Source organism: Leucobacter sp. HNU (genome assembly GCF_047946755.1).
Lineage (GTDB): Bacteria > Actinomycetota > Actinomycetes > Actinomycetales > Microbacteriaceae > Leucobacter.
The window spans coordinates 1,681,975-1,704,714 of record NZ_CP178837.1 but is presented as its reverse complement, the minus strand read 5'-3'; the positions used below and the strand labels follow the sequence as shown (position 1 = coordinate 1,704,714).

Below are 22,740 nucleotides of genomic sequence, written 5' to 3'. Positions count from 1 at the left end.
TCCTTGTTCACGCGCGAAGACGCGCAGGGCGACGGTTCGCGAAGTGCGGTCCTGCCGCGCGAACATCCTCGGTTCTTAAAGGAGAGAACATGACGACAACTTCGACGGTCGCGAAGGGGGCTTCGCTCAAGCGGAACCTCGGACTCTGGGCCATCGTCGGTCTCGGCCTCGGCTACATGACCCCGACCGTGGTGTTCGACACCTTCGGCATCGTCTCCCAGGAGACGAACAACGTCGTGCCTCTGGCCTACTTCGTGGCGCTCATCGTCATGATGTTCACGGCGATCAGCTACGGCAAGATCTCGGCTGCGATCCCGAGCGCGGGATCCGCCTACACCTACGTGCGCGAATCGATCCACCCGAACCTCGGCTTCATGGTCGGCTGGACCTCCCTCATCGACTACGTGCTGCTTCCCATGGTCAACGCGCTCATCATCCGCAACTACCTCGAGCAGTTGTTCCCCGGGATCTGGCCGGGCATCTGGGTGATCATCTACTGCATCCTGGTGACCTCGATCATCTACCTGACCATGCGCGGTACCTCGAACATGAACATGATCCTGCTCGTGTTCTCGATCATCGTCATGGCGGTCTTCGTCGTCCTCGTCTGGTTCCAGCTGGCCGGAGGCGACGGCGAGGGTACTGTGGCCTCCATCAAGCCGTTCTTCCACAACGGGGTCGAGATGGGCGCCGTGCTGGCGGGTGCGACGGTCGTCTGCTTCTCCTTCATCGGCTTCGACGCGGTCACCATGTACGCGGAGGAGGCGAAGCACCCGAGCATCATGCCGAAGGCGATCCTCTACACCGTCGTCCTCGGCGGTCTGATCTTCCTCGTTGCGGGCTACTTCACTCAGCTGCGGTTCCCCGATTACCACGAGTTCAACGATGCGTCGCTCTCGGATAGCGCCCTGACCCAGATCGGCGATGTCGTCGGCGGCAAGGTGTTCCAGGCGGTCCTGACCGCCGCAGGCTTCTGCGCGACCCTCGCATCGGGCCTCGCATCGCACGCCTCGGTCTCGCGCATGCTGCTCGTGATGGGGCGCAACAACGTGCTGCCGAAGAAGTTCTTTGGGTACATCAACCCGAAGACGCACACCCCGACCCTCAACATCCTGCTGGTCGGCGCGATCTGCCTGCTCGCGATGTCCTTCAGCCTCGACCTCATCGCCTCGTTCATCAACTACGGTGCGCTCATCGCCTTCACCTTCGTGAACATCTCGGTGATCGCCTGGTTCGCGGTGCGCCAGGGACGCAACAAGTCGCCGAAGGACATCTTCAACTACATCGTGATGCCCGCGATCGGCATGCTGCTCACCGGACTGCTGTGGGTGAACCTGAGCCTGGACGCGCTCGTGGGCGGCGTCATCTGGACGGTGCTCGGCTTCGTCTACCTGCTCTTCATCACCAAGGGCTTCCGCAAGCGAGTCGCCGGGTTCGACGAGAACCAGAGCGTCACCGGCTTCAACAAGGTCCCGGAGGGTGCCGAGGCCGACTGACCGGAACCGGATCCCCGCCAAGCCGGTTGAGCGAGCGGAGCGAGTCGAAACCAGGGGCCTCTTGATTTCGACTCGCTCCGCTCGCGCCGTTCGGGGCCGGGGGAGACCGCTAAACTGAGGGAATCATGCTCGATCTCGATTTCGCACCGCGCATTCGCGCCGTCCGGTCCACCTTCGCCGATATCGCCGCCGTGCTCGACGTGCCGAAGCTCGAGCGGGAGATCGCCGAGCTCGAGGAGCAGGCCGGGGCACCCGACCTGTGGGACGACCCGGCGGCCGCGCAGAAGGTCACGAGCGGTCTCTCGCATCGACAGGCGCGACTCAAGCGCCTGCGCGGCGTTGAACAGCGCCTCGACGATCTCGACGTGCTCATCGAGCTCGCTCAGGAGATGGACGACGAGGACTCGGCGTCCGAGGCCGGCGAAGAACTCGCCTCGCTCGAGAAGGTCGTGCAGGAGCTCGAGGTGCAGACCATGCTCTCGGGGGAGTACGACGAGCGCGCCGCGGTCGTCACGATCCGATCGGGAGCCGGCGGCGACGACGCGACCGATTTCGCCGAGATGCTGCTGCGCATGTACCTGCGCTGGGCCGAGCAGCACGACTACCCGACGAAGGTGCTCGACACCTCCTACGCGGAAGGCGCCGGCATCAAGTCGGCCACCTTCGAGATCGATGCGCCGTACGCCTTCGGCACCGTGTCGGTCGAGGCCGGGACGCACCGCCTGGCTCGGATCAGCCCGTTCGGCTCGGCGGACAAGCGCCAGACGAGCTTCGCCGGCGTCGAGGTGATCCCGCTGCTCGAGGAGGCGACCGAGGTCGATATCCCCGAATCCGACATCCGGGTCGACGTGTTCCGTTCCAGCGGCCCCGGCGGGCAGTCGGTCAACACGACCGACTCGGCGGTGCGCATCACGCACATCCCCACGGGCATCGTCATCTCGATGCAGAACGAGAAGTCGCAGATCCAGAACCGCGCCGCCGCGATGCGCCTGCTGCAGACGCGCCTGCTGCTCCTGCAGAAGGAGCAGGAGGCCGCGAAGAAGAAGGAGCTGGCCGGTTCGGTCACGGCGAGCTGGGGCGACCAGATCCGCTCCTACTTCCTCTACGGGCAGCAGCTCGTCAAGGACCTGCGCACGGGGCACGAGTCCTCGCAGCCCGACGCGGTGTTCAACGGAGATCTCGACGGCTTCATCGCCGCGGGCATCCGCTGGCGCTCGCTCTCGAAGAACGACTGATCCGAGCCGCGCGAAAGCTGAGAGCTCCGGGTTCGCCCGCGCGTCGCCGCGGGCGGCCGGGCCCGCCCGCGTAGTGTCGTCTGCGTCATGATCCTCTTCGAGAACGTCACCAAGAAGTACCGGGGTGCGCAACGACCGGCGCTCGACGGCATCGACCTCCGGGTCGATCGCGGCGAGTTCGTCTTCATCGTCGGCGCATCAGGTTCCGGTAAGTCGAGCTGCTTGCAGCTCATCCTGCGCGAGGAGCAGCCCACCGGTGGCACGGTGCACGTCCTCGGGCACGATCTGAGCAAGATCTCCTCCCGCAAGGTCCCCTACTTCCGTCGCAACCTCGGCATGGTCTTCCAGGACTTCCGTCTGCTCACCAACAAGACCGTGTACGACAACGTCGCGTTCTCGCTGCAGGTCATCGGCAAGTCCCGCGGTTTCATCCAGGAGGCCGTGCCCGACACGCTCGAGATGGTGGGCCTGGAGGGCAAGGGCAAGCGGTATCCGCACGAGCTGTCGGGCGGCGAGCAGCAGCGTGTCGCGATCGCGCGAGCCATCGTGAACAAGCCGGCGATCCTCCTGGCCGACGAGCCCACCGGAAACCTGGATCCCGCCACCAGCCTCGGCATCATGCAACTGCTGCGCGCGATCAACGCGGCCGGTACGACCGTGGTCATGGCCACGCACGAGGCCGCATTCGTCGACATCATGCAGCAGCGCGTGGTCGAGCTGTCCCAGGGCGTCGTCGTGCGCGATGAGCAGAGCGGCGGATACGGCGAGACGGCCTCGATCCCGGTGATGGATCTCACCGAACAGGGCGCACGCGTGCTGCGTACCACCGAGGCGGTCGTGCGCGCGGCGCTCGCGCCCGAGACGGGCGTGGTCGAGGCTCCGCGCGCGGCGGCGGAGCCCGCGGCGCAGGAGGCTCCCGCGGCGCAGGATGATCAGGCGGCAACGGCCTCGTCGCAGGCGGCTCCGGCGGTTCCGGCTGAGGCACCCGAGGCCCCGGCGGCGGCGCCGGTCGCGCCGCCTGCGGCCGCGGTCGCGACGCCAGCCGACGACGAGGATCCGCTCGACCTGACGGTCCGCGCGGACGGGACGAACACCGCCCAGGCTCGCCGAGTCCCCGGTTTCCTCGCGTCGAACGAGATCGACCCCGTCGAGCTGGCCGCCAAGGGCGGGCTGGCCGAGCGCCTCGGCCTCTCGGGTGCGCAAGACGATGACCAGACGGATGTGGGGCCGGTTCGATGAGAGTTTCGCTCGTGCTCGGCGAGGTCTGGAACGGCCTCCGCCGCAATATGTCCGTGGTCATCTCGGTGATCCTCGTGACCTTCGTCTCGCTCACCTTCGTGGGCACGGCGATCCTCATGCAGCTGCAGGTGCAGCAGATGAAGACCTACTGGTACGACCGCGCCCAGGTCGCGATCTACCTGTGCACCAAGTACGACCAGAGCGCCACCTGCTCGGGGGCCGACGCCTCCGAAGAGCAGGTCGCCGCGGTCAAGCAGGCGCTCGAGTCCGACACGCTGAAACCGTATATCGCCGACTCCTTCTACGTCGACCACGAGCAGGCGTACACCGAGTTCAAGAAGCAGTTCAAGGGCAACCCGATCGTGGACATCACGAAGCCCGACCAGCTGAACCAGACCTATTGGGTCAAGCTCAAGGATCCGTCGCGCTCGGCGATCATCCAGGAGACCTTCTCGGGGATCCCCGGGGTGCAGTCCGTCTCCGACCAGCGCAGCCTGCTCGACAGGATCTTCCTGATCCTCGGCGTGGCCAGCTACACGGCGATCGCGATCGCGGGTCTGATGCTCATCGCCGCCATGCTGCTCATCTCGACCACGATCCGGCTCTCGGCGTTCTCGAGACGCCGTGAGATCGGCATCATGCGGCTCGTGGGTGCGTCCAACCGGTTCATCCAGACGCCGTTCGTGCTCGAAGGAGTCATATCGGCCGTGGTGGGGGCCGTGCTCGCGGGCATCGCGTCGGTCGCGATCGTCAAGTTCTTCGTCGAGGGGTTCCTCGTCACGAACGTGCCCTTCACGAGCTACATCACCGTGCAGCAGTCCCTCGTCGTGCCGCCGATCCTGCTCGCGCTCGGCGTCGTGCTCAGCGCCATCGCCGCGAAGATCGCGATCACGAGGTACCTGCGGGTCTGATCCGATCCTGCACCGAGCCTCCGGGTCGCTTCCGCGCGCTCGGGGACCCCTTCGAGTGGCGGCAGAAGGCCCGTATCCCTCCGGATACGGGCCTTCTGCCGCCACTCGGTGCATTTCGCCTCCGCGCGGGGCACGAGCTGTGGCAGACTGAGCAGGTCGGCCGCTGGAGGCCGGCATTTCGCTCACACTACGGATCGTCCGGCACGTGCCTGCCGGTGGAACGAAAGGAAACCTCGATGGCGAGCGTCGTCTACGACAACATCACCCTGCAGTACCCGGGAACCGACCGGCCGGCGGTCTCCGACCTCAATCTCCACATCGAGGACGGCGAGTTCCTCGTCCTCGTCGGCCCCTCCGGCTGCGGCAAGTCCACCGCGCTGCGCATGCTGGCCGGCCTGGAAGAGGTGACCGGCGGTCGCATCATGATCGGCGGCGAGGACATGACCCATGTCTCGCCCAAGGATCGCGACATCGCGATGGTCTTCCAGAACTACGCGCTGTACCCGCACATGACCGTCGCCGAGAACATGGGCTTCGCGCTCAAGATCGCCGGCGTCGACAAGGCCGAGCGTCAGCGCCGCGTCGAAGAGGTCGCCGAGCAGCTCGACCTCACCGAGTATCTCTCCCGCAAGCCGAAGGCGCTCTCCGGTGGTCAGCGCCAGCGTGTCGCCATGGGCCGCGCGATCGTGCGAGAGCCGCGCGTCTTCCTCATGGACGAGCCGCTGTCGAACCTCGACGCGAAGCTGCGCGTGCAGACCCGCACCCGCATCGCCTCGCTGCAGCGCGAGCTCGGCGTCACGACCGTCTACGTCACCCACGACCAGACCGAGGCGCTCACCATGGGCGATCGCATCGCCGTGATGAAGCTCGGCGTGCTCCAGCAGGTCGGTACCCCCGCGAGCTGCTCGATCGCCCCCGCAACACCTTCGTCGCGGGCTTCATCGGCAGTCCCGCCATGAACCTCTTCACGGCAGAGGTGACCGCGGCCGGCCTGGTGCTCGGGTCCGCGACGATCCCGCTCGCTCCCGAGGTTGCCGCGGCCATCACCGCGGGCAGGGTCACCGTCGGCATCCGCCCGGAGGACCTCTCGCAGGGCGAGGCCGGCGCCGCCGGCCTCGAGATCGACGTGAACCTCGTCGAGGAGCTCGGCGCCGACGGCTACCTCTACGGCCGGAGCGAGATCGCCGGTGCGCAGACCGACCTGGTCGTGCGCGTCGACGGCCGCGCGCACGCCAACGCGGGCGAGCGCGTCACCGCCGTGCCCGATGTCGCCCGCGTGCACCTCTTCGACGTGGAGACCGGCGAACGCATCGGGACCCCCGAGTCGCGCGAGAGCTGACCCGGCGGCGCCGAACGCCTCCGGCCACCGAACGCCTCCGATCGCCGAGCGGTCGGAGGCGTTCGCGCTCTCGCGCCCCGGCGAATCACGCGAATCGTGCCCGCTCCCGAGACGGGGAGGGATCCCGCACGCTAAGCTGGAGGTTCGGTCCGCACACGGAATCGCTCGAAGAAGGGGGAGTGCCATGCCGAAGGAAACCGGCGAGAAGCTGATCGCGTCGAACAAGAAGGCTCGGCACGAGTACCTCATCATCGACACCTACGAGGCGGGCATGGTGCTCACCGGCAGCGAGGTCAAGTCGTTGCGCATGGGGCGGGCGTCGCTCGTCGACGGCTACGTCTTCATCGAGCACGGCGAGGCCTGGCTCGACGCCGCCTACATCCCCGAGTACCTCAACGGCTCGTGGACCAACCATGCCCCGCGCCGCAAGCGCAAGCTGCTGCTGCACCGCCAGCAGATCGACAAGCTCTACCAGAAGACGCGCGAGGGCGGCATGACGATCGTGCCCCTGCGCCTCTACTTCCTCGACGGCCGCGCCAAGGTCGAGATCGCGCTCGCCAAGGGCAAACGCGAGTACGACAAGCGGCAGACGCTGCGCGAGCGCCAGGATCGGCGCGAGGCCGATCGGGCGATCGCGGCGCGCAAGCACCTCGGCGAGTAGAGGCGTCTCAGCGATCGGCGGGAGGCGGCGCGCAACTCCGTTCGCGCGCCGATCCATCCGCGGCCGGCGCTTCGCGCTGGCCGCTCCCGCCAAACCCGCCAGGCTTGCGAACGGAGTTGCGCGCCGCCTCCCGCCGATCGCTCCCCGTCAGTCGAGCGCTCGGCTGATGTCGAGCAGGAGCGCGTTCTGCAGCGCATCGAGCTCGTCCGAGAGCGGCTCCGGCCAGCTCGACAGCTTCACGATCACGGAGTCCGTCGGGGGATCGATCCACAGGTTCTGGCCGTGGATCCCGATCCCGCTCACGTTTCCGCGCTCGTTTCCGGTGCACCACCACTGTCGGGTGTAGCTGCCGTTCGGGAATTCGCCCGTGAATCCCGCGTAGGTCATGGCCTCGGTGGAGCCGCCGGCGAGCACGCTGCGGGCCCACTCCTCCGGGACGACGCGCCCGCCGGGCGCCATGCCGCCGTCGAGGATCACGCGTCCGACGCGGGCGAGGTCACGCGCCGTGCATGAGATCGCGGCGTTCGCGAACCCGAAGCCGGTCGAGTCGACCGTGATGGTGGCGTCGCGGTCCGCGTCGATCTTCGACCAGAGGTGCTCGGAGAGCGCCTCGGCATAGCGCGAGCCGGTGACGCGCTCGACGATCCAGGCGAGCACGTCGGTGTTCGCCGAGCAGTACTGGAACTCGCCCACGGACCCGTTGCCGCGCAGGGTGGCGAGGAACGCGTAGTCATCCGCCGGGTCCCCGGGCTTCGCGGGCCGCCAGCCGGCGGCACGGTCGTGGGTCTGCACCTCCGACTCCGGATCGACGTAGTCCTCGCTGTAGTCGATCGCGATCTCCATGTCGAGCGCGTGCTGCACGGTAGGGCCGTCGTAGACGGATCCCGTGAGCTCGGGAACGTACTCGGTGATCGCGGCCGAGGGGTCGATCCGGCCCGCGCCGACGAGCGCGCCGACGACGGTGCTGCAGAGCGACTTCGACACGCTCATGAGGAGGTGGCGCTGGTCGGGCGCGAACCCGGGCCGATAGTACTCCGCGGCGACCTCGGCGCCGCGGAGCACGAGGAGCGCGTCGGTGTGGGTGCGCTCGAGGCGATCCTCGAGCGCGTCGACCCGCCTCGCGATGGCGTCGAGGCACACGGTGGCCTCGGCCGGTGTGGCGGGCCAGCGACGCGAGACGGTCGCGACGGGCAGCATCTCGGCGAGGTTCGCGAACGCCCAGCGATTGTGCGGCGCCTCCTGCCAGGTCTCGAGGGTCGGCTGACCCGCGGGTGCGCCCGGGTAGCGGGCGGGGTGGGGGCCGGTGTCCGTGCTCACGCGGCGACCTCCTTGCGGATCGCGGGGCGGGCGAGCAGGACGTAGAGGCCGGCCGAGACGATGAGCCCGATGGGGACCGAGAGATCGAGTCCGCCGGCGGCCTCGGCGAGCGGGCCCACCCAGATGTCGGTCGAGAGGAACAGCGCGGTCGCGACACCACCGACGACGGCCGAGAGCAGTCCGGCGAGACCGAAGCCATTCGCGAACCAATAGGCACCGCTCTTCGACTCCTCGAACAGCTCGAAGGCGTCGTAGCGGCGCTTGCGCAGGAGGATGTCGGTGACGTAGACCGCCATCGTCGGCACCGAGATGATGAGCAGGAACTGCAGCAGCAGGTTGACCGCGGAGATGAGCGAGGTCGACATGGCGAGCACGATGGTGAAGACGGTGCCGAGGACGCCGATGAGGATCGCCGAGGGGATGCGCTTGATGGGCACGCCGATCGACTGGAAGACCATGCTCGAGGTGTAGGTGGTCATGCCGTTGAGCGCGATGGTGTTGACGACCACGCCGAGTACGAAGACGGGACCGAGCCAGCCGGGGATCATATCGAGCAGGGAGTACTCGATGCCGAGATCGAGCGCGTCCGCGGTGACGGCGGTGCCGAGCAGTGCGCCGAAGCCGGTGAAGAGGAAGCAGGGGATCGCGCCCCCGAGCGCTGTCGCGGCGATGATGCTCGCGGGCTTCGTCTCGGCGGGGAGGTAGCGCGCCAGGTCGGCGCTGTTGGAATACGAGAGTGGGGTGGACGCCAGGATCGCGAAGCCGACGCAGAGCGACACCCAGAGATCGTGTCCACTGAGGGGCTCGGGCTGGGTGAAGGCCCAATCGATGTGGGGGAGCAGGAATCCGGTGACGACGAGGAAGATCACGAGCAGGACGGTCGTGACGACCGTGTAGGCGCGCAGGATCAGCGCGTGTCCGTAGACGGCGACGAGCACGGTGATCGCCGAGACGACGACGGTCACGCCGATGATCGCGAGCGGCTCGTTGTCGAGGCCCATGCGGCGCAGCAGCTCCACGCCCATGAACGTGGAGGCGACCCAGTTGAGGGCGAGGAAGACGCCCGAGATGAACCAGCCGTAGAAGGCGATCACGATCCGGTTGCCCCGGATGCCGTAGATGGCCCGGGTGATGACCGATCCGGAGGTGCCGGCGGCGGGGCCGCTGACGGCGACGATGCCGGGCAGGATCCAGAGCAGGCAGGAGGCGAGGATCACGAGGAGCGCCTGCCAGATCTCGAGACCGAGCACGAGGGTGAGCGTGGCGCCCATGGTGAAGTTGAGCACGCTGACGTTGGGCGCGGCCCAGACGGCGAACAGCTCGCGAGCCTTGCCGTGCCGTTCGGAGGGAGCGATGAGCTCGATCCCTCGTGTCTCGGGCTGGCTGGCGGCGTCGACGAACGTGTCGTCAGGGGCTGGGGCGGACGGCTTCGTCACTCGGGTTCCTCTCGGCAGCAGCCCAGGGCAGCATCGCGTGGTCCAGAACGAGCGGCAGTGCTATTGGTCATGGGGCCAATGGGCTGTTGGTCACTATTCCAATATGATTGCGGGCATGGTGTCAAGTGGAACGCGCGGACGCGTGCGGAAGGAGCCCGCGGAGCGGCGGGCCGAGATCCTCTCCGTCGCGGCCGCGATCGCCCTCGAAGACGGGCTCGAGCGCATCACCCTGCGCGCCGTCGCCGAGCGGCTCGATGTGCGTCCGGGCCTGATCAGTCACTATTTCCCCGCCGCCGAGGACCTCGTGATCGCGGCCTTCGAGCTCGCCATCGCGGGGGAGCGGGACGAGATGTTCGGAACCTCGGGAACCGCGCTGGAGCGGATCGCGGGGATCGTGCACCGCATCGAGAGCCGCAGCGCCGACGACCTGGCCCGGCTCTGGCTCAACGCGCGGCACCTGTCCCGTTTCAGTGAGCCGCTCGCTCGCGCGGTCGACGCGCAGGAAGCGCTCGACCGGGACGACCTCATCGCCCTCATCGATCAGGGCGTCGCGGAGGGTACCTTCGTGGCTCCGGACCCGCTGACCGCGTGCATCCGCATCTTCATGGCGATCGACGGCTTCGGCGGATACGTCAACGATCGGGGCCCGTTCGTCGGCGAGGCCTTCACCGGCTTCGTCAGCGACGTCGTCGCCTGGTCGCTCGGCTTCGAGCGTGCGGAGCTCGACGCGGCGGTGGCGCGCCTGGCGTGACCGCAGCCCGCGGTGCTAGAATCGAGGTTCCGGTTCTGCCGGATCTTGACAATTCCACAGCGCGTGATGTGCCGCCCCGGTGGTCGGAAGACCGCACACGGGGCCGATCGGTTTCGACACGTCGATTTGAGACCGTGAGAAGCGGGCCGAGGACGCGGAGTTATCTCGTAAACGCCCTTCGCAAACCATAGGTGCCAACGCTAAGCGCACCGACTTCGCTCTCGCTGCCTAAGCAGTAAGACCGAGTCCGTCAGGTCGGGTGGGCCTCCGCCCCGGTTTCCTGGCGTCATCTAGGAGGCTCGCCGATGCGTCGCGTCTCAGGGCGCATCGGGACTTTTCCTGAGACTGGGCCTGTCGTCCTAGCTGTTCGTGGCAAAGAACGGGGCCGAGCAGAACGCTTTCACGAACTACGCTCGTAGAAGGCACGGAATCGTCGAAGTGGACCGGGGTTCGATTCCCCGCGGCTCCACAGCGGCATGAGCATCACGCGCGGAATCGTCAGCGCAGAGGCCGCCCGAGAGGGCGGCCTCTGCGTGTGTTCCGGGGCAGGGGCGAACGCGCCCCGGCGGGCGGAAACCTCATGCTCGGGGGCGAGCCCGGTAGACGGTGAGTGCCCGGCGGACGGATCGCACGCGGAGCACATCGGCGAGTTCGCCGACCTCGCCGTCGCGGGCGACGCGCGCGGACCCGTTCGGCAGCGAGATCTCGAGTTCCGGTGCCGAGACCTCGTGGTACTGTTTCACGCGTCCGAGCTGACCCGTGAGCGTGGCGAGCAGCACGACGACTCGCGACCACCGGGTCGACACGTCGAGGATGCGCAGATCCAGCAGGCCGTCCTGGAGGTCCTCCCGCGTGCTCGGCGCGAAGCCCTGAGGCTGGTACTGTCCGTTGCCGAGGAACAGGAGGCTCGAGTCCCGGGTCCGGCCGTCCACCGTCACCGCGACCGATCGGTCCTTCGGGAGCAGGCGCCAGACCGCCACGAGCGCGGCCAGGGGCTTGCCGATGCGCTTTTCCAGTCGCTCCCTGATGCGCACGAAGTCGGTGTAGGCGCCCACGCTCGCGGTATTGAGGAAGATCTCGTCGTTGACGTACGCCACGTCGACCCGGCCGACGTCGCCGCGCTGGATCGCCTGCACCGTGCGGTTCGCCGGGAAGGTGCCGACGGCCCGCGCGAAGTGGTTGAAGGTGCCGGCCGGGAAGACCGCGAGCGGGAGATCGTGATCGATCGCCGCCTGCGCCGCCGCGCGTACGGTCCCGTCGCCGCCGGCGACGGCGAGCACCCGGGCGTTCCCTGCGGCCGCGGCCATGACGGCCTCGACGTCGTCGTCCGCCGCGAGCTCGACGACGCGCATGTGGGGAGCTTCCGCCGCACGCTCCTGGCGAGATCGGCGCCGCGCCCGCTGTGCGAGGCGGGATTGACCACGAGCACGACCCCGTCGCCCGTCGGTCGCGGCTCGACCTGGTCGAGTTCGCGCGGCTGCGACTTCGGGGGAAGGGGAACGGGCGGCACCAGCCGGCGCCCGATCGCCGCGACCGAACTCCCGAGGAGGAAGCCCGCGGCGACGTCGGACGGGTAGTGCGCCCCCGTCGCCACCCGGGAGAAGCCCACGAGCCCGGCGAGCGCCTGCAGCGGAACGCCGAGCGCCGGCATCTCGGCGGAGACTCCGGCGGCGAACGCCGCCGCGCTCGCGGAGTGCCCGCTGGGGAACGACGAGGAGCGCGGGCTGCGCCGGGACAGCCGGCCGAGGGGAATGGCATCGCGCAGGGGGCGCTCACGGTGATGCAGGCGCTTGGCCAGTTGGTTGGCGATCAGGCTCGTGGCTCCGATCGTGACGACGCCGCGCAGCGCCGCGCGCCTCGGGCGGCTGCGGCCGGTCAGCGCGAGCGCCCCCGCGACCGCGAGCCACAGCACGGAGTGGTCTGCCGCGTTCGTGAGTTTCGGCATCCAGCGATCCAGCACGGGACTGGGCGTTGAGGCCACTGCGGAGTACACCGCGCGATCCAGTGCGTGGATCTGCGCGCGCGTCTCGGTGCCCGCGCGCCGCATCCGTCCCCGGGGTTTCTTCCTCACCATCGGACACCTCCGCTTCCTACGCTAGCAACGCGTCGTAGCGGCGATGAAACCGCGACCGCGGTGCGGTGGCGAGCGCCACCGCGGGGCGCAGGTGCTCGCTAGGCTGGACGATCATGAACGATCCCTTCGGCGAGGTTCCGGCGCTGCCGATCGTGGTTCCGCTCGGAGCGCTCGTCTTCGTGCTCCTCTGCTGGCGATTGCATGCGCGGGGCCGGTTCTCGCTGCCGCGAGCGGCGGTGGCGGCCGCACTCGGCGTCTTCGTCGCCGGAATCGCGGCGAACACCGTCTTCCCGGTGTTCCTGCGCGCTCCGGCGCACCCCGCACCCTGGTGGTCGGGGGTCGTCCTCGCGCCGTTCGCGGATTACGAGATGGAGGACGCGCTCACCAACGTCATCGTGTTCGTGCCGCTCGGGATACTGATCCCGCTCCTCCTGCGACGCCCGCGCTGGTGGCGGGTGGTGATCACGGTGGTCGGAACGAGTCTCGCGATCGAGCTGACGCAGCTCGCCGTGCAGGATCTCGCGGGCGGCGGTCACGTCGCCGACGTCAACGATCTGATCTTCAACACCCTGGGCGGGGTCATCGGCTACGGTCTGCTCCTGCTGTTCGGGCTCCTGCCCGGAGGCGAGCGGATCCTCGAGCGGTTCCGCTGGTCGGACGGCGACGGGCGCTCACCGGCGGCGATCTGAATTTTCCTGTTTTTCGGCGACACCTTTCCGGCCAGGGTGACTCTCATATGTAATGGTGAGGAGCTCTCTGGGGGAGCTTCGGTGCATCGGCGCAGTTCGGCGGCTCGTGCGCACCAACTCTGGGGGAGACTGACGATGACCGACGAACGATCGGCGATGCCGGAGCATTCGGCGAGCGACTCCGAGCTGCTGTTGCGATTGCGCGGGGGCGACCGCGACGCGTACGAAGCGCTCTGGTCCCGGCACGTGGGTGCGGCGCTGCGTCTCGGCCGTCGCCTCGATCCCGGACGCGCGGAGGATCTCGTCTCCGAGGCGTTCTTCGCCGTCTACCGGCAGGTCACCACCACCGACAGCGGGCCCACCACCGCCTTCCGTGCGTACCTGTTCACGGTGATGCGCAACACGGCGATGCGCTGGGGGCGCGAGTCCGAGCGCGTCGAGGTCGTGCCGGAGCTCGAGGAGATCGCGGCCGAGGACGGCCTCGTCATCGTGGAGCGCGAAGCCGGAGCGGCGGAGGTGCTCGCGGCGTTCCGGGAGCTGCCCGAACGCTGGCAGCGGGTGCTGTGGCTCTCGGAGGTCGAGGAGGTCGCACGCCCGAAGATCGCGGCGGAGCTGGGAATCACGCCGAACGCGGTGTCCTCGCTGCACCGCCGGGCACGCGCCGACCTCCTGCTGCGGTGGCTGACCCGGCAAGTGCCGGCGCCGCTCCGCGACGACGCGCGGCACGCGGCGCGATTGTTCCCGCACTACCTCGCCGGGAAAGCCGACGGGCCCGAGCTCCGGTTCGTGGAGGCGCACCTCCCGGAGTGCGGTTCGTGCGCGGAACTCCTCGCGGACCTGCGGGGTTCGTCGAGCGCACTGCAGAGGGCGGCGCTCTCGAGCCTCGGATTCGCTGCGCTCGGCGCGACGGTCCCGGCCGCCCTCCCCGTGTCCGGCACTGCCGCGGTCGGCGGAGCCTCACTGCTGCTCGGAGCGGTGTCCGGCATCGGCACGACGGGGATCTTCGTGCTGGGCGGCCTCGGCCTCGCGGCGTCCGGGGTGGTGTTCGCGCTCGCCCTGCTCACGGGGAGCATCGGCGGTGCGGCGGAACCTCGCCCCGAACCGACGTCGCAACCCGGAACCTCGGAGACCACGGCGAGCGCACCCGTGCCCGAGGAGCGCGCGCCCATCGCGACGATACCCGACGAGGTCGAGGTGATCCCGGTCCCCTCGGATGACACGACCCCCGGCCGGCACAACACCAACAGCTCGATCCGCGAGATCGAGTTCGCGCCGAATCCCGTGCCTCCGGTGCTCCCGGTGCCGCCGGAACCGGCGCAGCCGGGCACGGTTCCGGATCCGGAGCCGGAACCGAACGAGCTCTCGCCGGGGATGACGACTCCGGCCGCGTCCTCGGGCTATCTGCCGCCGGTGATCGGCGGCAAGACCGAACCGGGCGCGCAGATCGCGGTCTCGTTCGACGGGCAGACGTACTCGGCGACGACCTCGGACACGGGGGACTGGTCGTTCGACCTGCGCGCGTTCGACCTGCAGAATCCTGCCGCCTACGAGTACCAGGTCTGGGCGTACACCGACGCCCGCCGGTCCGCGGTCCAGCACGGGACATTCACCGTGACGCCCCCTGGGGTGCGCGGGATCGACGGGCAACCCGCGCTCGACCTCGCCGAGGCGAAGACCACGGGACTCGTGGTGACGTTCCAGGGCCCTCCGAACGGGACCATGTTCGTCGTGCTGGCGGCCGGAACCGGTCAGCTGGCCGTGGTGCCGCTCGACGAGAACGGCACCGCGATCCGTCGCCTCCGCCTGCTCGCCGGCGGCACCTACACCTTCCTGTTCCGTCCATCGGTGGACGGCTTCTTCGGCGAGGTCGCTGGATACGCGGTGCCGGTCACCGACCCCGCGGGGCCGGTGCAGGGGCCATGGGGGCCGAGCGACGAGCTCGCCTTCGAGCTCTCGGAGCCCTGAGGTCGCCGGCGGTCGTCGACCTGCTCTCAGCGTTCGGGGAGGATCCTGAACGATTCGAGCCGCCCACCGCGTGCGGTGGCGATGGCGGTGCTGACGCCGGTGAATACGCGGCTCTCCCAGGAGAAGCGCAGTTCGGTGGTGTCGCCATCGGTCGTGGACTCGAGCACGGTCATGCGAGCGCCGGCGCCGATGGCATCGCTCGCGGCCCAGCTGCGGAGGCCGTCGGGGCCGCGGAGCACGCGGCCCCAGTCGTCGACGGTGCCGTCCTCGGTGAAGGCGGCGACGAATGCGTCTGCGTCGGCGGCGTTGATGGCGTCGACGAGCGCCTGGACGGGGGAGGAGGAGTTGCGGTCATGGCGAGATCGTACGCGCGCATCGACGTCCTGCACGATCGGCGAGCGGCACGATGCCGACGAAGTGACCCCCGCTCGGGGGTCAAACGACGATCGGGACCGCCCCGATTCGCTTGAAGGCTATACAAAATTTCACGTGAAAGTTAGATTTCTCGCGTTGCGATGCTCCCGACCCGACCCGCGCCGCCGGCGAGGCCAGGCGAGCAGCGGGCACCGAACAGGAAGGCGGGGACGCTTCATGGCATCTGGAATCTCGAAGGCAGCGGGGCCGCGCGGGCGCTGGTGGGCGGTCGCGCTGCTCGCCGCCGTCGCGCTGATCGCTCCCTCGTTCGCGACCGCGGCGAACGCCGCGACGATCACGAACGGACAGTCGGTCTGGGTAGGGAAGACGGTGCCGGGATCGGGCGGCACCGCGTACCACGGCATCTACCTGCAGACTCCTGCGAACCCGAACAGCCCGGGAACGCCGGACTTCTACGCCTATTGCATCGAGCACGACGTCCGCGCAGTACCGCTGCAGAGCGGGGTCGTCGGCGATCCCTCGAGCTATCTCGGCAGCAACCACTACACGGATCCCGTGATCCAGGGGAAGGTGAACTGGGTGCTGCAGCACAGCTACCCGACGCTGAGCCTGGCCGAGCTCGCCCAGGCCGCCGGGCTGCCGAGCATCTCGCTCTTCGACGCGACCGAGGCCACCCAGTACGCGATCTGGCGCTACACGGACCTCACATTCGACGCATCCTGGAATTGGAACAGCGACGATTCGAAGGCGGCCTACTGGTACCTGGTGAACGGAGCGAACGCGAGTTCCGGTGCGCCCGTCGGCGATCCCATCACCGTGTCCGTGACCCCGGCCTCGGGGACCTTCCCGGCCGGAGGGATCTCGGGTCCCTTCACCGTGCAGACGAACCAGGCCAAGGCGTCGGTCGCGGCGACCGGCGGCGCGGCGATCGTCGACGCGAGCGGCGACGCCATCGACACGAGCAACGTGGTCGACGGGCAGCAGATCTACCTGGACCTGCGGAATGCGACGACCGCCGGGTCGACCACGATCACCGCGACGGTGGCCGGCGCGTCGGGCACGGGGCACATCATCACCTCCCCGAAGACCGCCGGAGGCACGGCGACCGCGGGAAGCCACGGCCAGAGCCTGGTGCTCGTCGTTCCCGGCGGGGCGACCACATCGGCCACGGCGGACGCGAACTGGACCGTCCCTGAGATCAGCACGACGCTGCTGGATCAGGCCGATGGCGATCACAACCTCGTGTTCACGGGCGGCACCGTGGTCGACACGGTCGCGTACAAGAACCTGACGCCGGGGCAGCAGTACACGGTGTCGGGTGAGCTGATGCGCAAGTCGGACGGTTCGGCGTCGGGCATCACCGGGTCGAAGACGTTCACGCCGACGGCGGCGAACGGCAGTGTCGAGGTGACGTTCGTGGTGCCGGCCGGGTTCGACGGGCAGACGCTGGTGGCGTTCGAGAAGCTGTATCGCGGTGAGTCGGCGTCGGGCGCTCCGGTGGCGACGCACGAGGATATCGACGATGCGGCGCAGACGGTCGTCGTCGCACCGAAGCCGGTGGTGTCGGCGCAGCCCGCCATCAGCACGACGCTGCTGGATCAGGCCGATGGCGATCACAACCTCGTGTTCACGGGCGGCACCGTGGTCGACACGGTCGCGTACAAGAACCTGACGCCGGGGCAGCAGTACACGGTGTCGGGTGAGCTGATGCGCAAGTCGGACGGTTCGGCGTCGGGCATCACCGGGTCGAAGACGTTCACGCCGACGGCGGCGAACGGCAGTGTCGAGGTGACGTTCGTGGTGCCGGCCGGGTTCGACGGGCAGACGCTGGTGGCGTTCGAGAAGCTGTATCGCGGTGAGTCGGCGTCGGGCGCTCCGGTGGCGACGCACGAGGATATCGACGATGCGGCGCAGACGGTCGTCGTCGCACCGAAGCCGGTGCAGACGCCGACGACGACCACGCCGGGGACGACGACCGGGCCGGGGGCGACGACCGGGCCGGGAGGGTCGCTCGCGACCACCGGGTCCGCCGCGCAGCCCGCCGTGCTCGCGGGGGTCGCGCTGCTCGGGCTGCTCACGGGGGTGACCGCCCTGGTGCTCGCGCGTCGCCGTCGGGCCGAGCTCGCCGAGACGGAGTAACCCGGGGACGGCCGCGGAACGAGCGCGGTCGCCGAACGAACCGGGCGGGCCCCGATCCAGCGGATCGGGGCCCGCCCGTGTCTGTGTCCGTGGCCTGGACGCGGAGTGACGCCTCGACGCTCACCGCTGCGCGTCGCGGAATGCACCCGGCGCGATGCCGACGCGGTGCCTGAAGTACTTCGAGAAGTTCGCGGGATCGTCGAAGCCGAGGCGCGCCGCGATCGCCGCGACCGGCGCCTGCTCGTGGACCAGCAGGCGCTTCGCCTCGAGCACCACGCGGCGGTCGATGAGTTCCTTGGCGCTCAATCCCGCGTGCGCGCGTGCGAGGCGGTTGAGTGTACGTTCCGAGTATCCGAGGCGCCGGGCGTACCAGGCCGCCGTGCGATGCTCGGCGAAACTGCGCTCGATCTCGTCGAAGAACCAGTGGAATGCCTCCGGCGGCTCGACCTCGACCGCCGATGCACCCGACTCGGCGCTGCCCGCCAGCAGGAGCAGGGCGGCCGCGGCGGCGTGCGTCGCAGCGTGGTCGCGCGCCTGCGCCCGGGGAGTCGCATCGTCGGATCCGGACGCGTTCGCGGTGATCGCGGCGAGGGCGGTCAGCGCGCTGAGGAGCGGTCCGCCCGGTGCGGCGGCGTCGGTCCAGTGGTTCCGTGCGAATGCTCCGAACGTGCGCAGCAGCGCGACGACGTCGGCCGGCAGCGCGTCGGGACTGAACATGACCGCGATGCCCTCCAGCCGACGCACGTCTCCCCACAGCTGGACCTGCCCGGCGTGCACCCAGAGCGCATCGCCCGCGGAGACCTCGTAGCGCATGAAGTCGACCTCGTGGGTCGTGCTGCCGTGCTCGATCGCCAGCAGCAGTTCGAAGTCGGGGCGTTGCGGCGCGGCGAACTCGGCGAGCCCGCCGCGTCGCCGGATCCGGTCGATCGTCGTGGCCTCGATCGGCGCTCGTGCCGTCCCTGCTGGGTTGTACCGCACCCGTCGCACCGCAGGTGTCGGTTTTTCACCATGCGGTGTCCGTGCTGAACCGTGATCTTCGCGCTCCATGAGCATAGTTTTACCTCATGGCCGCCGAATCACCGAGTGACTCGCTGCCGATCACAGCCCGTACATCGATCCACGGAGAGAAGAACATGACCGAGCTCACCATCACCGTCCTGGACGCTCCGGCGTCCTCGCTGCACAAGACGAGCGTGCTCGTCACCGGCGAGACCGAGGCGGTGCTCGTCGACGCCGGCTTCACCCGCGCCGACGGGCACCGGATCGCCGCCGCGATCCTCGACGCCGGCAGGACCCTGACCACCGTCCTCGTGACCGGCGGCGATCCCGACTTCTACTTCGGCGCCGAGGTCATCGCCGACGCGTTCCCCGAGGCCCGATTCATCGCCCCGAGCGATGTGATCGAGCACATCCGCCGCAGCTATGCGGGCAAGCTGGAGGCCTGGGCGCACCTCGGTGCGAACCTGCCGACCCGTCTCGTCGAGCTCACGGCCTTCGACGGCGGCGAGATCGCCGTCGACGACCGCAGCATCGAACTGCGCAGCGCCGGCGAGGATCTCGGCGATCGCCGCTGGTTCGTGTTCGATGCCGAGCAGCGCGCCCTCTTCGGCGGGATCCTGCTGTTCGAGGGCCTGCACGTCTGGACCGCCGACACCGCGACCCCCGAGGCGCGGAGCGCCTGGCTCCGCGCGCTCGACGGCTTCGACGCGCTCGATCCGGCGTTCGTCGTCGCGGGCCACCGCGTCACCGGCGCTCCGACCGATCGCACCGCGATCGCGCATACCCGCACCTACCTGCAGCGTTTCGAAGAGGTCGTCGCCGAGTCCGCCGACGCGGCGACGGCGGAGCAGACGCTGCTCGCCGAGTATCCCGACGCCGGGCTGCAGATCGCCGCGTCGCTCGGCACCAAGGTCGCGAAGGGGGAGATGTCGTGGGGCTGAACGAGTCGAGCGAACCGGCGGACGTCGTCCGCCGGCAGTACCTCGCATCGGCCGCGGGCGATCTCGCGGCGCTGCGCGCCACCCTCGCTCCCGATGTGGAGTGGACGGAGATGGCGGGATTCCCCTCGCCGGCACCTACCGCACACCCGAGGGCGTCACCTCGAACGTGATGGAGGTGCTGGGCCGCGACTGGACGGACTGGACCGCGCACGACGACACCTACGTCGTCGACGGGGAGAACGTCGTCGTGCTGGCACGTTACACTGCTCGCAACAACGCGACCGGCAAGGACCTGGACGTGCGGGTCGCTCACCACTTCGTCGTCCGGGGCGGACTCATCGTGCGGTTCGAGCAGTTCGTCGACACCGCGCTGGTGCGCGAGGCGATGGCCTGAACCGCGGAGGCCTGCCGCGCGGCTATGCGACTCGAGCGAAGCGCGGACCGCGGTACCCGTCGCGATCCACCTGCTCGACGAACATCGCGGCGGGACGCACCCAGAAGCTGTAGTCGTCGTAGAGCTTGCGATAGAAGACGAGCGGCTCCTCGGTCTCCGAGTACCGGCCGGTGCCGATCACCTCGTACCGCCGGCCCTTGAAGTGCTGGTAGATGCCGGGCTCGACGTCGGCGGATGCGGAAGCGGTCATGGCCGCAGCCTATCGGCTGCGGCCATGACGCTGTCGCGCGTCGGCCGAACCCGAGGCTATTTCGGGAACTCGGGTGCCGTCGCCTCGCAGGTGACGGGCTCGCCGGGTTCCGAGGTCGCCGTGGCGATCTCCTGGGTGTCGTCGAGCAGGACCCGGCAGGTGGCCCGCACGCCGGCCGGTGGAGTCGCGGACACCCGGGTCTGCTTGCCGACGACCACGATGGATTCGGCCTTCCACTTCGAGGCGGTGCCTCCGGCCACCGGGGTGGTCTCGACGGTTCCGACGGACTTCGTCTTCGCATCCTCGAGGCGACCGTCCGCGTCGAGGTACGAGACGTCGGTCAGCGTCGCCGACGCGCTCCCGTCCGTGGTCACCTCGTAGCTCAGCCGCCAGGCGTCCTGGGACGACCTGCCGATGGCGTCGATGACGCTGCAGCCCGTCAGCGGGATCAGCAGGGCGGCGGCTCCGAGGGTGAGCGCGAGCGGGCGGATGCGGGATGCGGTGATCTTCATGGCTTCGATCCTCCCGAGGACTCCCGGCGTGCCGCATCGGACCGGAGTCGGACATGACGGTACCGGGGTCCCGATCGGTGGGCGACGACACGGCGCGTTCCGACACGACACGCTCGACAGCGCAGGAAACGACCAAGTGTGTCGTGCGCCTGCGCTGCAGCCGGTCGGCCTGCGAAGCTGCACGGATGGGGATACTGCACTACGGGGGCGCTGACTTCGAGATCGATGATCGTACGCTTGCACACCTGAAAGTGGTCGTGGCAGCCAAGCTGAGGCGCAAGGAGACCGTCCTTATCTCCTGGAATCGTCCGGTACAGGAGGGGAGCGGGCGGGTGGAGCTGCTCATCTTCCCGGAGGCGCCGATCGTGTTCCGCTTCCAAGCGGGCCTGCCCCCGAGGCTGAACCGGGTGTGGTTGCAGGTGTTGCAGCGGCTCGCGGGTGAGCCCGAGGGGATTCGCGTGATCTCGGAGGAGGATGCGGAACTTCTGGGCAAGAGCCGGGACCACTGACGGGGCCGAGGCGACCCGGGCGCACGCTAGGATCGGGGCCTCGGGCAATCTCCGGGTGCGGAGCGGAACGAGGGCCGGTGCAAGAAGAGCAGGGCGTGCTGCGGTTCACCTCCACCGATGTGTCCCGGGTCGCCGAGACCTGGTCGAGATTCGCCCCGTCGTCGCAACTGCTCGGCATCGATCCCGCCCGGTGCGGACTCGACTGGTCGTCCGTCGTGCTCGGTGACCTCTCGGTGATCCGGTATCGGCTGGACGCCGACGTTCGCTCGGCGATCGAGCCGGAAGACCAGCTCTTCACCTGCCGGGTCTCCGCTGAGGACGGGGCGACGGAGAGCGGAGGGCAGACGCTTGCGGGGAGCCGCGCCTGGGCGACCGATGCGCGACGCGTGACTTCCCGGTGGCGGGGCTCGGCCACGGTGCACGCGCTCGTGTTCGAGCGCGACTCCGCGGAGCACCTGGCGCGGCAAATGTGCGGCGACGACTCCCTGATTCTTCGCGTCGCGTCGCCCGCTGCCGAAAGCCGGACGGCGGCGCTCCAGTGGGACCGCACGTTCTCCTATCTGGCGGATTCGCTGTGCGGAGCCGACGGCATCGGTTCGCCTCTCCTCGAGGCCGGACTCCGGCGACACGCGCTGTGGACGATCCTCACCACGTTTCGGACCACCTTCGGCGAAACGCTCGAGCGCTCCCCGCAAACACGCGAAGCGCCGAAGACGGTGCGCAGAGCGCTCTCCTACATCGACGCGCACGCGCAGGAGCCGATCACAGTGGATGACGTCTCTCGGGCGGTCCACATCTCTACGCGGGGGCTGCAGCACGCGTTCCGGCGCTCGCTCGGGTTCACGCCGATCGCGTACGTGCGCCGGGTGCGGCTGGCGCACGCTCGGGCCGAGCTCGCGACGCTGCACCCATCTGAGCCTTGGGCGACGGTCGCCGCACGCTGGGGGTATGCCAGCCCGGCTCGGTTCGCCGAGGCATATGCCGTCGAGTTCGGCGAGCACCCGGCGGACACCGCCCCGGGCGACTAGTCCGTGGAGGGCGTTGCCAGAGCGTGCAGCGCGTGTGCGAGCGGGGCGAGCTCCGGTCTGCCGCCCGCTTCGGCGAGTACCCGTTCGAGGGTCTCGTCGTGCAGCGGGTGGGCCCGCTCGTAGAGCGCTCGGCCCGCCGGGGTGAGTTCGGTGTAGATGCCGCGGCGGTCGTCCGCGCAGAGGATCCGCGTGAGGAGTCCGCGATCCTCGAGTCGAGTGACGAGCCGCGTGGTCGCGCTCGGGCTGAGGGCCGCCGCTCGGGCGAGCTGCTGCATGCGCATGTGCCAGCCGTCCTGGCGGCTCAGTGCGTCGAGCACCGTGTATTCGACGACCGAAAGGTCGACCGCGTCGCCGAGTGCGCGCTCCAGCTCGGTGTCGATGAGGCCGTGCAGGGCTGCGAGCGTGCGCCAGCCCCGCGCGCGGATCTCGACGGCGTCGTCGGCGATGCCCATGGGTCCTCCAAAGTAGTTGCTTGCGCTG

At 69.1% G+C, this 22,740-nt stretch carries 21 protein-coding genes, 1 other RNA gene and 2 pseudogenes; 15 read left to right on the top strand and 9 right to left on the bottom strand.

Features of this window, described 5'->3' with window-relative positions; translation table 11 throughout:
• The first annotated feature begins 89 nt into the window (after positions 1-89).
• From AB3K78_RS08405 to smpB, 6 genes and pseudogenes are all read left to right on the top strand, one after another.
• Positions 90-1,496 carry an APC family permease gene (locus tag AB3K78_RS08405; protein WP_416442337.1) on the top strand — a complete coding sequence of 469 codons (1,407 nt, stop codon included), beginning with the start codon at positions 90-92 and terminating at the stop codon, positions 1,494-1,496.
• A 125-nt stretch (positions 1,497-1,621) separates the two neighbouring features.
• Positions 1,622-2,731 carry a peptide chain release factor 2 gene (gene prfB / locus AB3K78_RS08400; RefSeq protein WP_416442335.1) on the top strand — a complete coding sequence of 370 codons (1,110 nt, stop codon included), beginning with the start codon at positions 1,622-1,624 and terminating at the stop codon, positions 2,729-2,731.
• 87 nt (positions 2,732-2,818) lie between these two features.
• Complete coding sequence (gene ftsE / locus AB3K78_RS08395) at positions 2,819-3,970, top strand: cell division ATP-binding protein FtsE (RefSeq protein ID WP_416442333.1); 1,152 nt, start codon at positions 2,819-2,821, stop codon at positions 3,968-3,970.
• Positions 3,967-4,881, top strand: a complete 915-nt coding sequence (ftsX, locus tag AB3K78_RS08390; protein ID WP_416442331.1) for a permease-like cell division protein FtsX — start codon at positions 3,967-3,969, stop codon at positions 4,879-4,881. Before ftsE ends, ftsX begins: the two co-directional genes overlap by 4 nt.
• Positions 4,882-5,117: 236 nt before the next feature.
• Positions 5,118-6,220, top strand: a pseudogene (locus tag AB3K78_RS08385) (ABC transporter ATP-binding protein).
• A gap of 184 nt (positions 6,221-6,404) precedes the next feature.
• Positions 6,405-6,881, top strand: a complete 477-nt coding sequence (gene smpB / locus AB3K78_RS08380) for an SsrA-binding protein SmpB (RefSeq protein ID WP_416442329.1) — start codon at positions 6,405-6,407, stop codon at positions 6,879-6,881.
• 147 nt (positions 6,882-7,028) lie between these two features.
• Here the strand turns inward: smpB and AB3K78_RS08375 are convergent, their stop codons facing one another.
• Together AB3K78_RS08375 and AB3K78_RS08370 are read right to left on the bottom strand one after the other, a co-directional pair.
• Positions 7,029-8,198: a serine hydrolase domain-containing protein gene (locus tag AB3K78_RS08375; RefSeq protein ID WP_416442327.1), complete on the bottom strand. Its 1,170-nt coding sequence runs from the start codon at positions 8,196-8,198 to the stop codon at positions 7,029-7,031.
• A complete protein-coding gene (locus AB3K78_RS08370) occupies positions 8,195-9,634 on the bottom strand; it encodes a purine-cytosine permease family protein (RefSeq protein ID WP_416442325.1) in 1,440 nt (479 codons plus the stop codon). Before AB3K78_RS08370 ends, AB3K78_RS08375 begins: the two co-directional genes overlap by 4 nt.
• Before the next feature lie 115 nt (positions 9,635-9,749).
• Between AB3K78_RS08370 and AB3K78_RS08365 the strand changes: the two genes are divergently transcribed.
• Together AB3K78_RS08365 and ssrA are read left to right on the top strand one after the other, a co-directional pair.
• Positions 9,750-10,385, top strand: a complete 636-nt coding sequence (locus AB3K78_RS08365) for a TetR/AcrR family transcriptional regulator (protein WP_416442323.1) — start codon at positions 9,750-9,752, stop codon at positions 10,383-10,385.
• 99 nt (positions 10,386-10,484) lie between these two features.
• Positions 10,485-10,857, top strand: a transfer-messenger RNA (tmRNA) gene (gene ssrA, locus AB3K78_RS08360).
• Positions 10,858-10,963: 106 nt separating this feature from the next.
• Here the strand turns inward: ssrA and AB3K78_RS08355 are convergent.
• Positions 10,964-11,737: a diacylglycerol/lipid kinase family protein gene (locus tag AB3K78_RS08355; RefSeq protein WP_416442321.1), complete on the bottom strand. Its 774-nt coding sequence runs from the start codon at positions 11,735-11,737 to the stop codon at positions 10,964-10,966.
• Positions 11,738-11,955: 218 nt separating this feature from the next.
• Positions 11,956-12,330: pseudogene (locus AB3K78_RS08350) on the bottom strand (phosphatase PAP2 family protein); the annotation flags it as partial.
• Positions 12,331-12,572: 242 nt separating this feature from the next.
• Here AB3K78_RS08350 and AB3K78_RS08345 point away from each other — a divergent pair.
• Entirely contained in the window at positions 12,573-13,148 is a 576-nt protein-coding gene (locus AB3K78_RS08345; RefSeq protein WP_416442319.1) for a VanZ family protein, read from the top strand.
• A 135-nt stretch (positions 13,149-13,283) separates the two neighbouring features.
• Positions 13,284-15,113: a sigma-70 family RNA polymerase sigma factor gene (locus tag AB3K78_RS08340; protein ID WP_416442317.1), complete on the top strand. Its 1,830-nt coding sequence runs from the start codon at positions 13,284-13,286 to the stop codon at positions 15,111-15,113.
• 26 nt (positions 15,114-15,139) lie between these two features.
• On the opposite strand, the gene AB3K78_RS08335 is transcribed toward AB3K78_RS08340, so the two are convergent.
• Positions 15,140-15,502: a nuclear transport factor 2 family protein gene (locus AB3K78_RS08335; protein WP_416442315.1), complete on the bottom strand. Its 363-nt coding sequence runs from the start codon at positions 15,500-15,502 to the stop codon at positions 15,140-15,142.
• 202 nt (positions 15,503-15,704) lie between these two features.
• Here AB3K78_RS08335 and AB3K78_RS08330 point away from each other — a divergent pair, with 202 nt between their 5' ends.
• Positions 15,705-17,627 (top strand): VaFE repeat-containing surface-anchored protein, encoded by a 1,923-nt coding sequence (locus tag AB3K78_RS08330; protein ID WP_416447266.1) that lies wholly within the window; start codon positions 15,705-15,707, stop codon positions 17,625-17,627.
• A gap of 120 nt (positions 17,628-17,747) precedes the next feature.
• On the opposite strand, the gene AB3K78_RS08325 is transcribed toward AB3K78_RS08330, so the two are convergent.
• Positions 17,748-18,605: an AraC family transcriptional regulator gene (locus tag AB3K78_RS08325; protein ID WP_416447265.1), complete on the bottom strand. Its 858-nt coding sequence runs from the start codon at positions 18,603-18,605 to the stop codon at positions 17,748-17,750.
• Positions 18,606-18,760: 155 nt separating this feature from the next.
• Here AB3K78_RS08325 and AB3K78_RS08320 point away from each other — a divergent pair, with 155 nt between their 5' ends.
• Together AB3K78_RS08320 and AB3K78_RS08315 are read left to right on the top strand one after the other, a co-directional pair.
• The gene (locus AB3K78_RS08320) at positions 18,761-19,567 is read left to right on the top strand and encodes an MBL fold metallo-hydrolase (protein ID WP_416447264.1); all 807 of its coding nucleotides are present in this window, start codon (positions 18,761-18,763) and stop codon (positions 19,565-19,567) included.
• A gap of 100 nt (positions 19,568-19,667) precedes the next feature.
• Positions 19,668-19,961: a nuclear transport factor 2 family protein gene (locus tag AB3K78_RS08315; RefSeq protein ID WP_416447263.1), complete on the top strand. Its 294-nt coding sequence runs from the start codon at positions 19,668-19,670 to the stop codon at positions 19,959-19,961.
• A gap of 22 nt (positions 19,962-19,983) precedes the next feature.
• Here AB3K78_RS08315 and AB3K78_RS08310 read toward each other — a convergent pair whose 3' ends face one another.
• On the bottom strand, positions 19,984-20,211 hold the full coding sequence (locus AB3K78_RS08310; RefSeq protein WP_416447262.1) for a DUF1653 domain-containing protein: 228 nt from the start codon (positions 20,209-20,211) through the stop codon (positions 19,984-19,986).
• Between the two features lie 56 nt (positions 20,212-20,267).
• Positions 20,268-20,723 carry a hypothetical protein gene (locus AB3K78_RS08305; protein ID WP_416447261.1) on the bottom strand — a complete coding sequence of 152 codons (456 nt, stop codon included), beginning with the start codon at positions 20,721-20,723 and terminating at the stop codon, positions 20,268-20,270.
• Positions 20,724-20,776: 53 nt separating this feature from the next.
• On the opposite strand from AB3K78_RS08305, the gene AB3K78_RS08300 reads away from it, so the two are divergent.
• The gene (locus AB3K78_RS08300; RefSeq protein ID WP_416447260.1) at positions 20,777-21,232 is read left to right on the top strand and encodes a hypothetical protein; all 456 of its coding nucleotides are present in this window, start codon (positions 20,777-20,779) and stop codon (positions 21,230-21,232) included.
• Between the two features lie 77 nt (positions 21,233-21,309).
• Positions 21,310-22,260, top strand: coding sequence for a helix-turn-helix transcriptional regulator (locus AB3K78_RS08295; RefSeq protein ID WP_416447259.1), 951 nt, complete (start codon positions 21,310-21,312; stop codon positions 22,258-22,260).
• On the opposite strand, the gene AB3K78_RS08290 is transcribed toward AB3K78_RS08295, so the two are convergent.
• Positions 22,257-22,712, bottom strand: a complete 456-nt coding sequence (locus tag AB3K78_RS08290; protein WP_416447258.1) for a MarR family winged helix-turn-helix transcriptional regulator — start codon at positions 22,710-22,712, stop codon at positions 22,257-22,259. The two genes, AB3K78_RS08295 and AB3K78_RS08290, sit on opposite strands and share 4 nt — an antisense overlap.
• Between the last annotated feature and the right edge of the window lie 28 nt (positions 22,713-22,740).

Coding starts and splice junctions, on each gene's coding strand:
- AB3K78_RS08365 (WP_416442323.1), top strand. CDS start 9,750: ATGGTGTCAAGTGGAACGCGCGGACGCGTGCGGAAGGAGCCCGCGGAG.
- ftsE (WP_416442333.1), top strand. CDS start 2,819: ATGATCCTCTTCGAGAACGTCACCAAGAAGTACCGGGGTGCGCAACGA.
- AB3K78_RS08290 (WP_416447258.1), bottom strand. CDS start 22,712: ATGGGCATCGCCGACGACGCCGTCGAGATCCGCGCGCGGGGCTGGCGC.
- AB3K78_RS08320 (WP_416447264.1), top strand. CDS start 18,761: ATGACCGAGCTCACCATCACCGTCCTGGACGCTCCGGCGTCCTCGCTG.
- smpB (WP_416442329.1), top strand. CDS start 6,405: ATGCCGAAGGAAACCGGCGAGAAGCTGATCGCGTCGAACAAGAAGGCT.
- AB3K78_RS08300 (WP_416447260.1), top strand. CDS start 20,777: ATGACGGTACCGGGGTCCCGATCGGTGGGCGACGACACGGCGCGTTCC.
- AB3K78_RS08405 (WP_416442337.1), top strand. CDS start 90: ATGACGACAACTTCGACGGTCGCGAAGGGGGCTTCGCTCAAGCGGAAC.
- AB3K78_RS08305 (WP_416447261.1), bottom strand. CDS start 20,723: ATGAAGATCACCGCATCCCGCATCCGCCCGCTCGCGCTCACCCTCGGA.
- AB3K78_RS08340 (WP_416442317.1), top strand. CDS start 13,284: ATGACCGACGAACGATCGGCGATGCCGGAGCATTCGGCGAGCGACTCC.
- ftsX (WP_416442331.1), top strand. CDS start 3,967: ATGAGAGTTTCGCTCGTGCTCGGCGAGGTCTGGAACGGCCTCCGCCGC.
- AB3K78_RS08355 (WP_416442321.1), bottom strand. CDS start 11,737: ATGCGCGTCGTCGAGCTCGCGGCGGACGACGACGTCGAGGCCGTCATG.
- prfB (WP_416442335.1), top strand. CDS start 1,622: ATGCTCGATCTCGATTTCGCACCGCGCATTCGCGCCGTCCGGTCCACC.
- AB3K78_RS08310 (WP_416447262.1), bottom strand. CDS start 20,211: ATGACCGCTTCCGCATCCGCCGACGTCGAGCCCGGCATCTACCAGCAC.
- AB3K78_RS08330 (WP_416447266.1), top strand. CDS start 15,705: ATGGCATCTGGAATCTCGAAGGCAGCGGGGCCGCGCGGGCGCTGGTGG.
- AB3K78_RS08345 (WP_416442319.1), top strand. CDS start 12,573: ATGAACGATCCCTTCGGCGAGGTTCCGGCGCTGCCGATCGTGGTTCCG.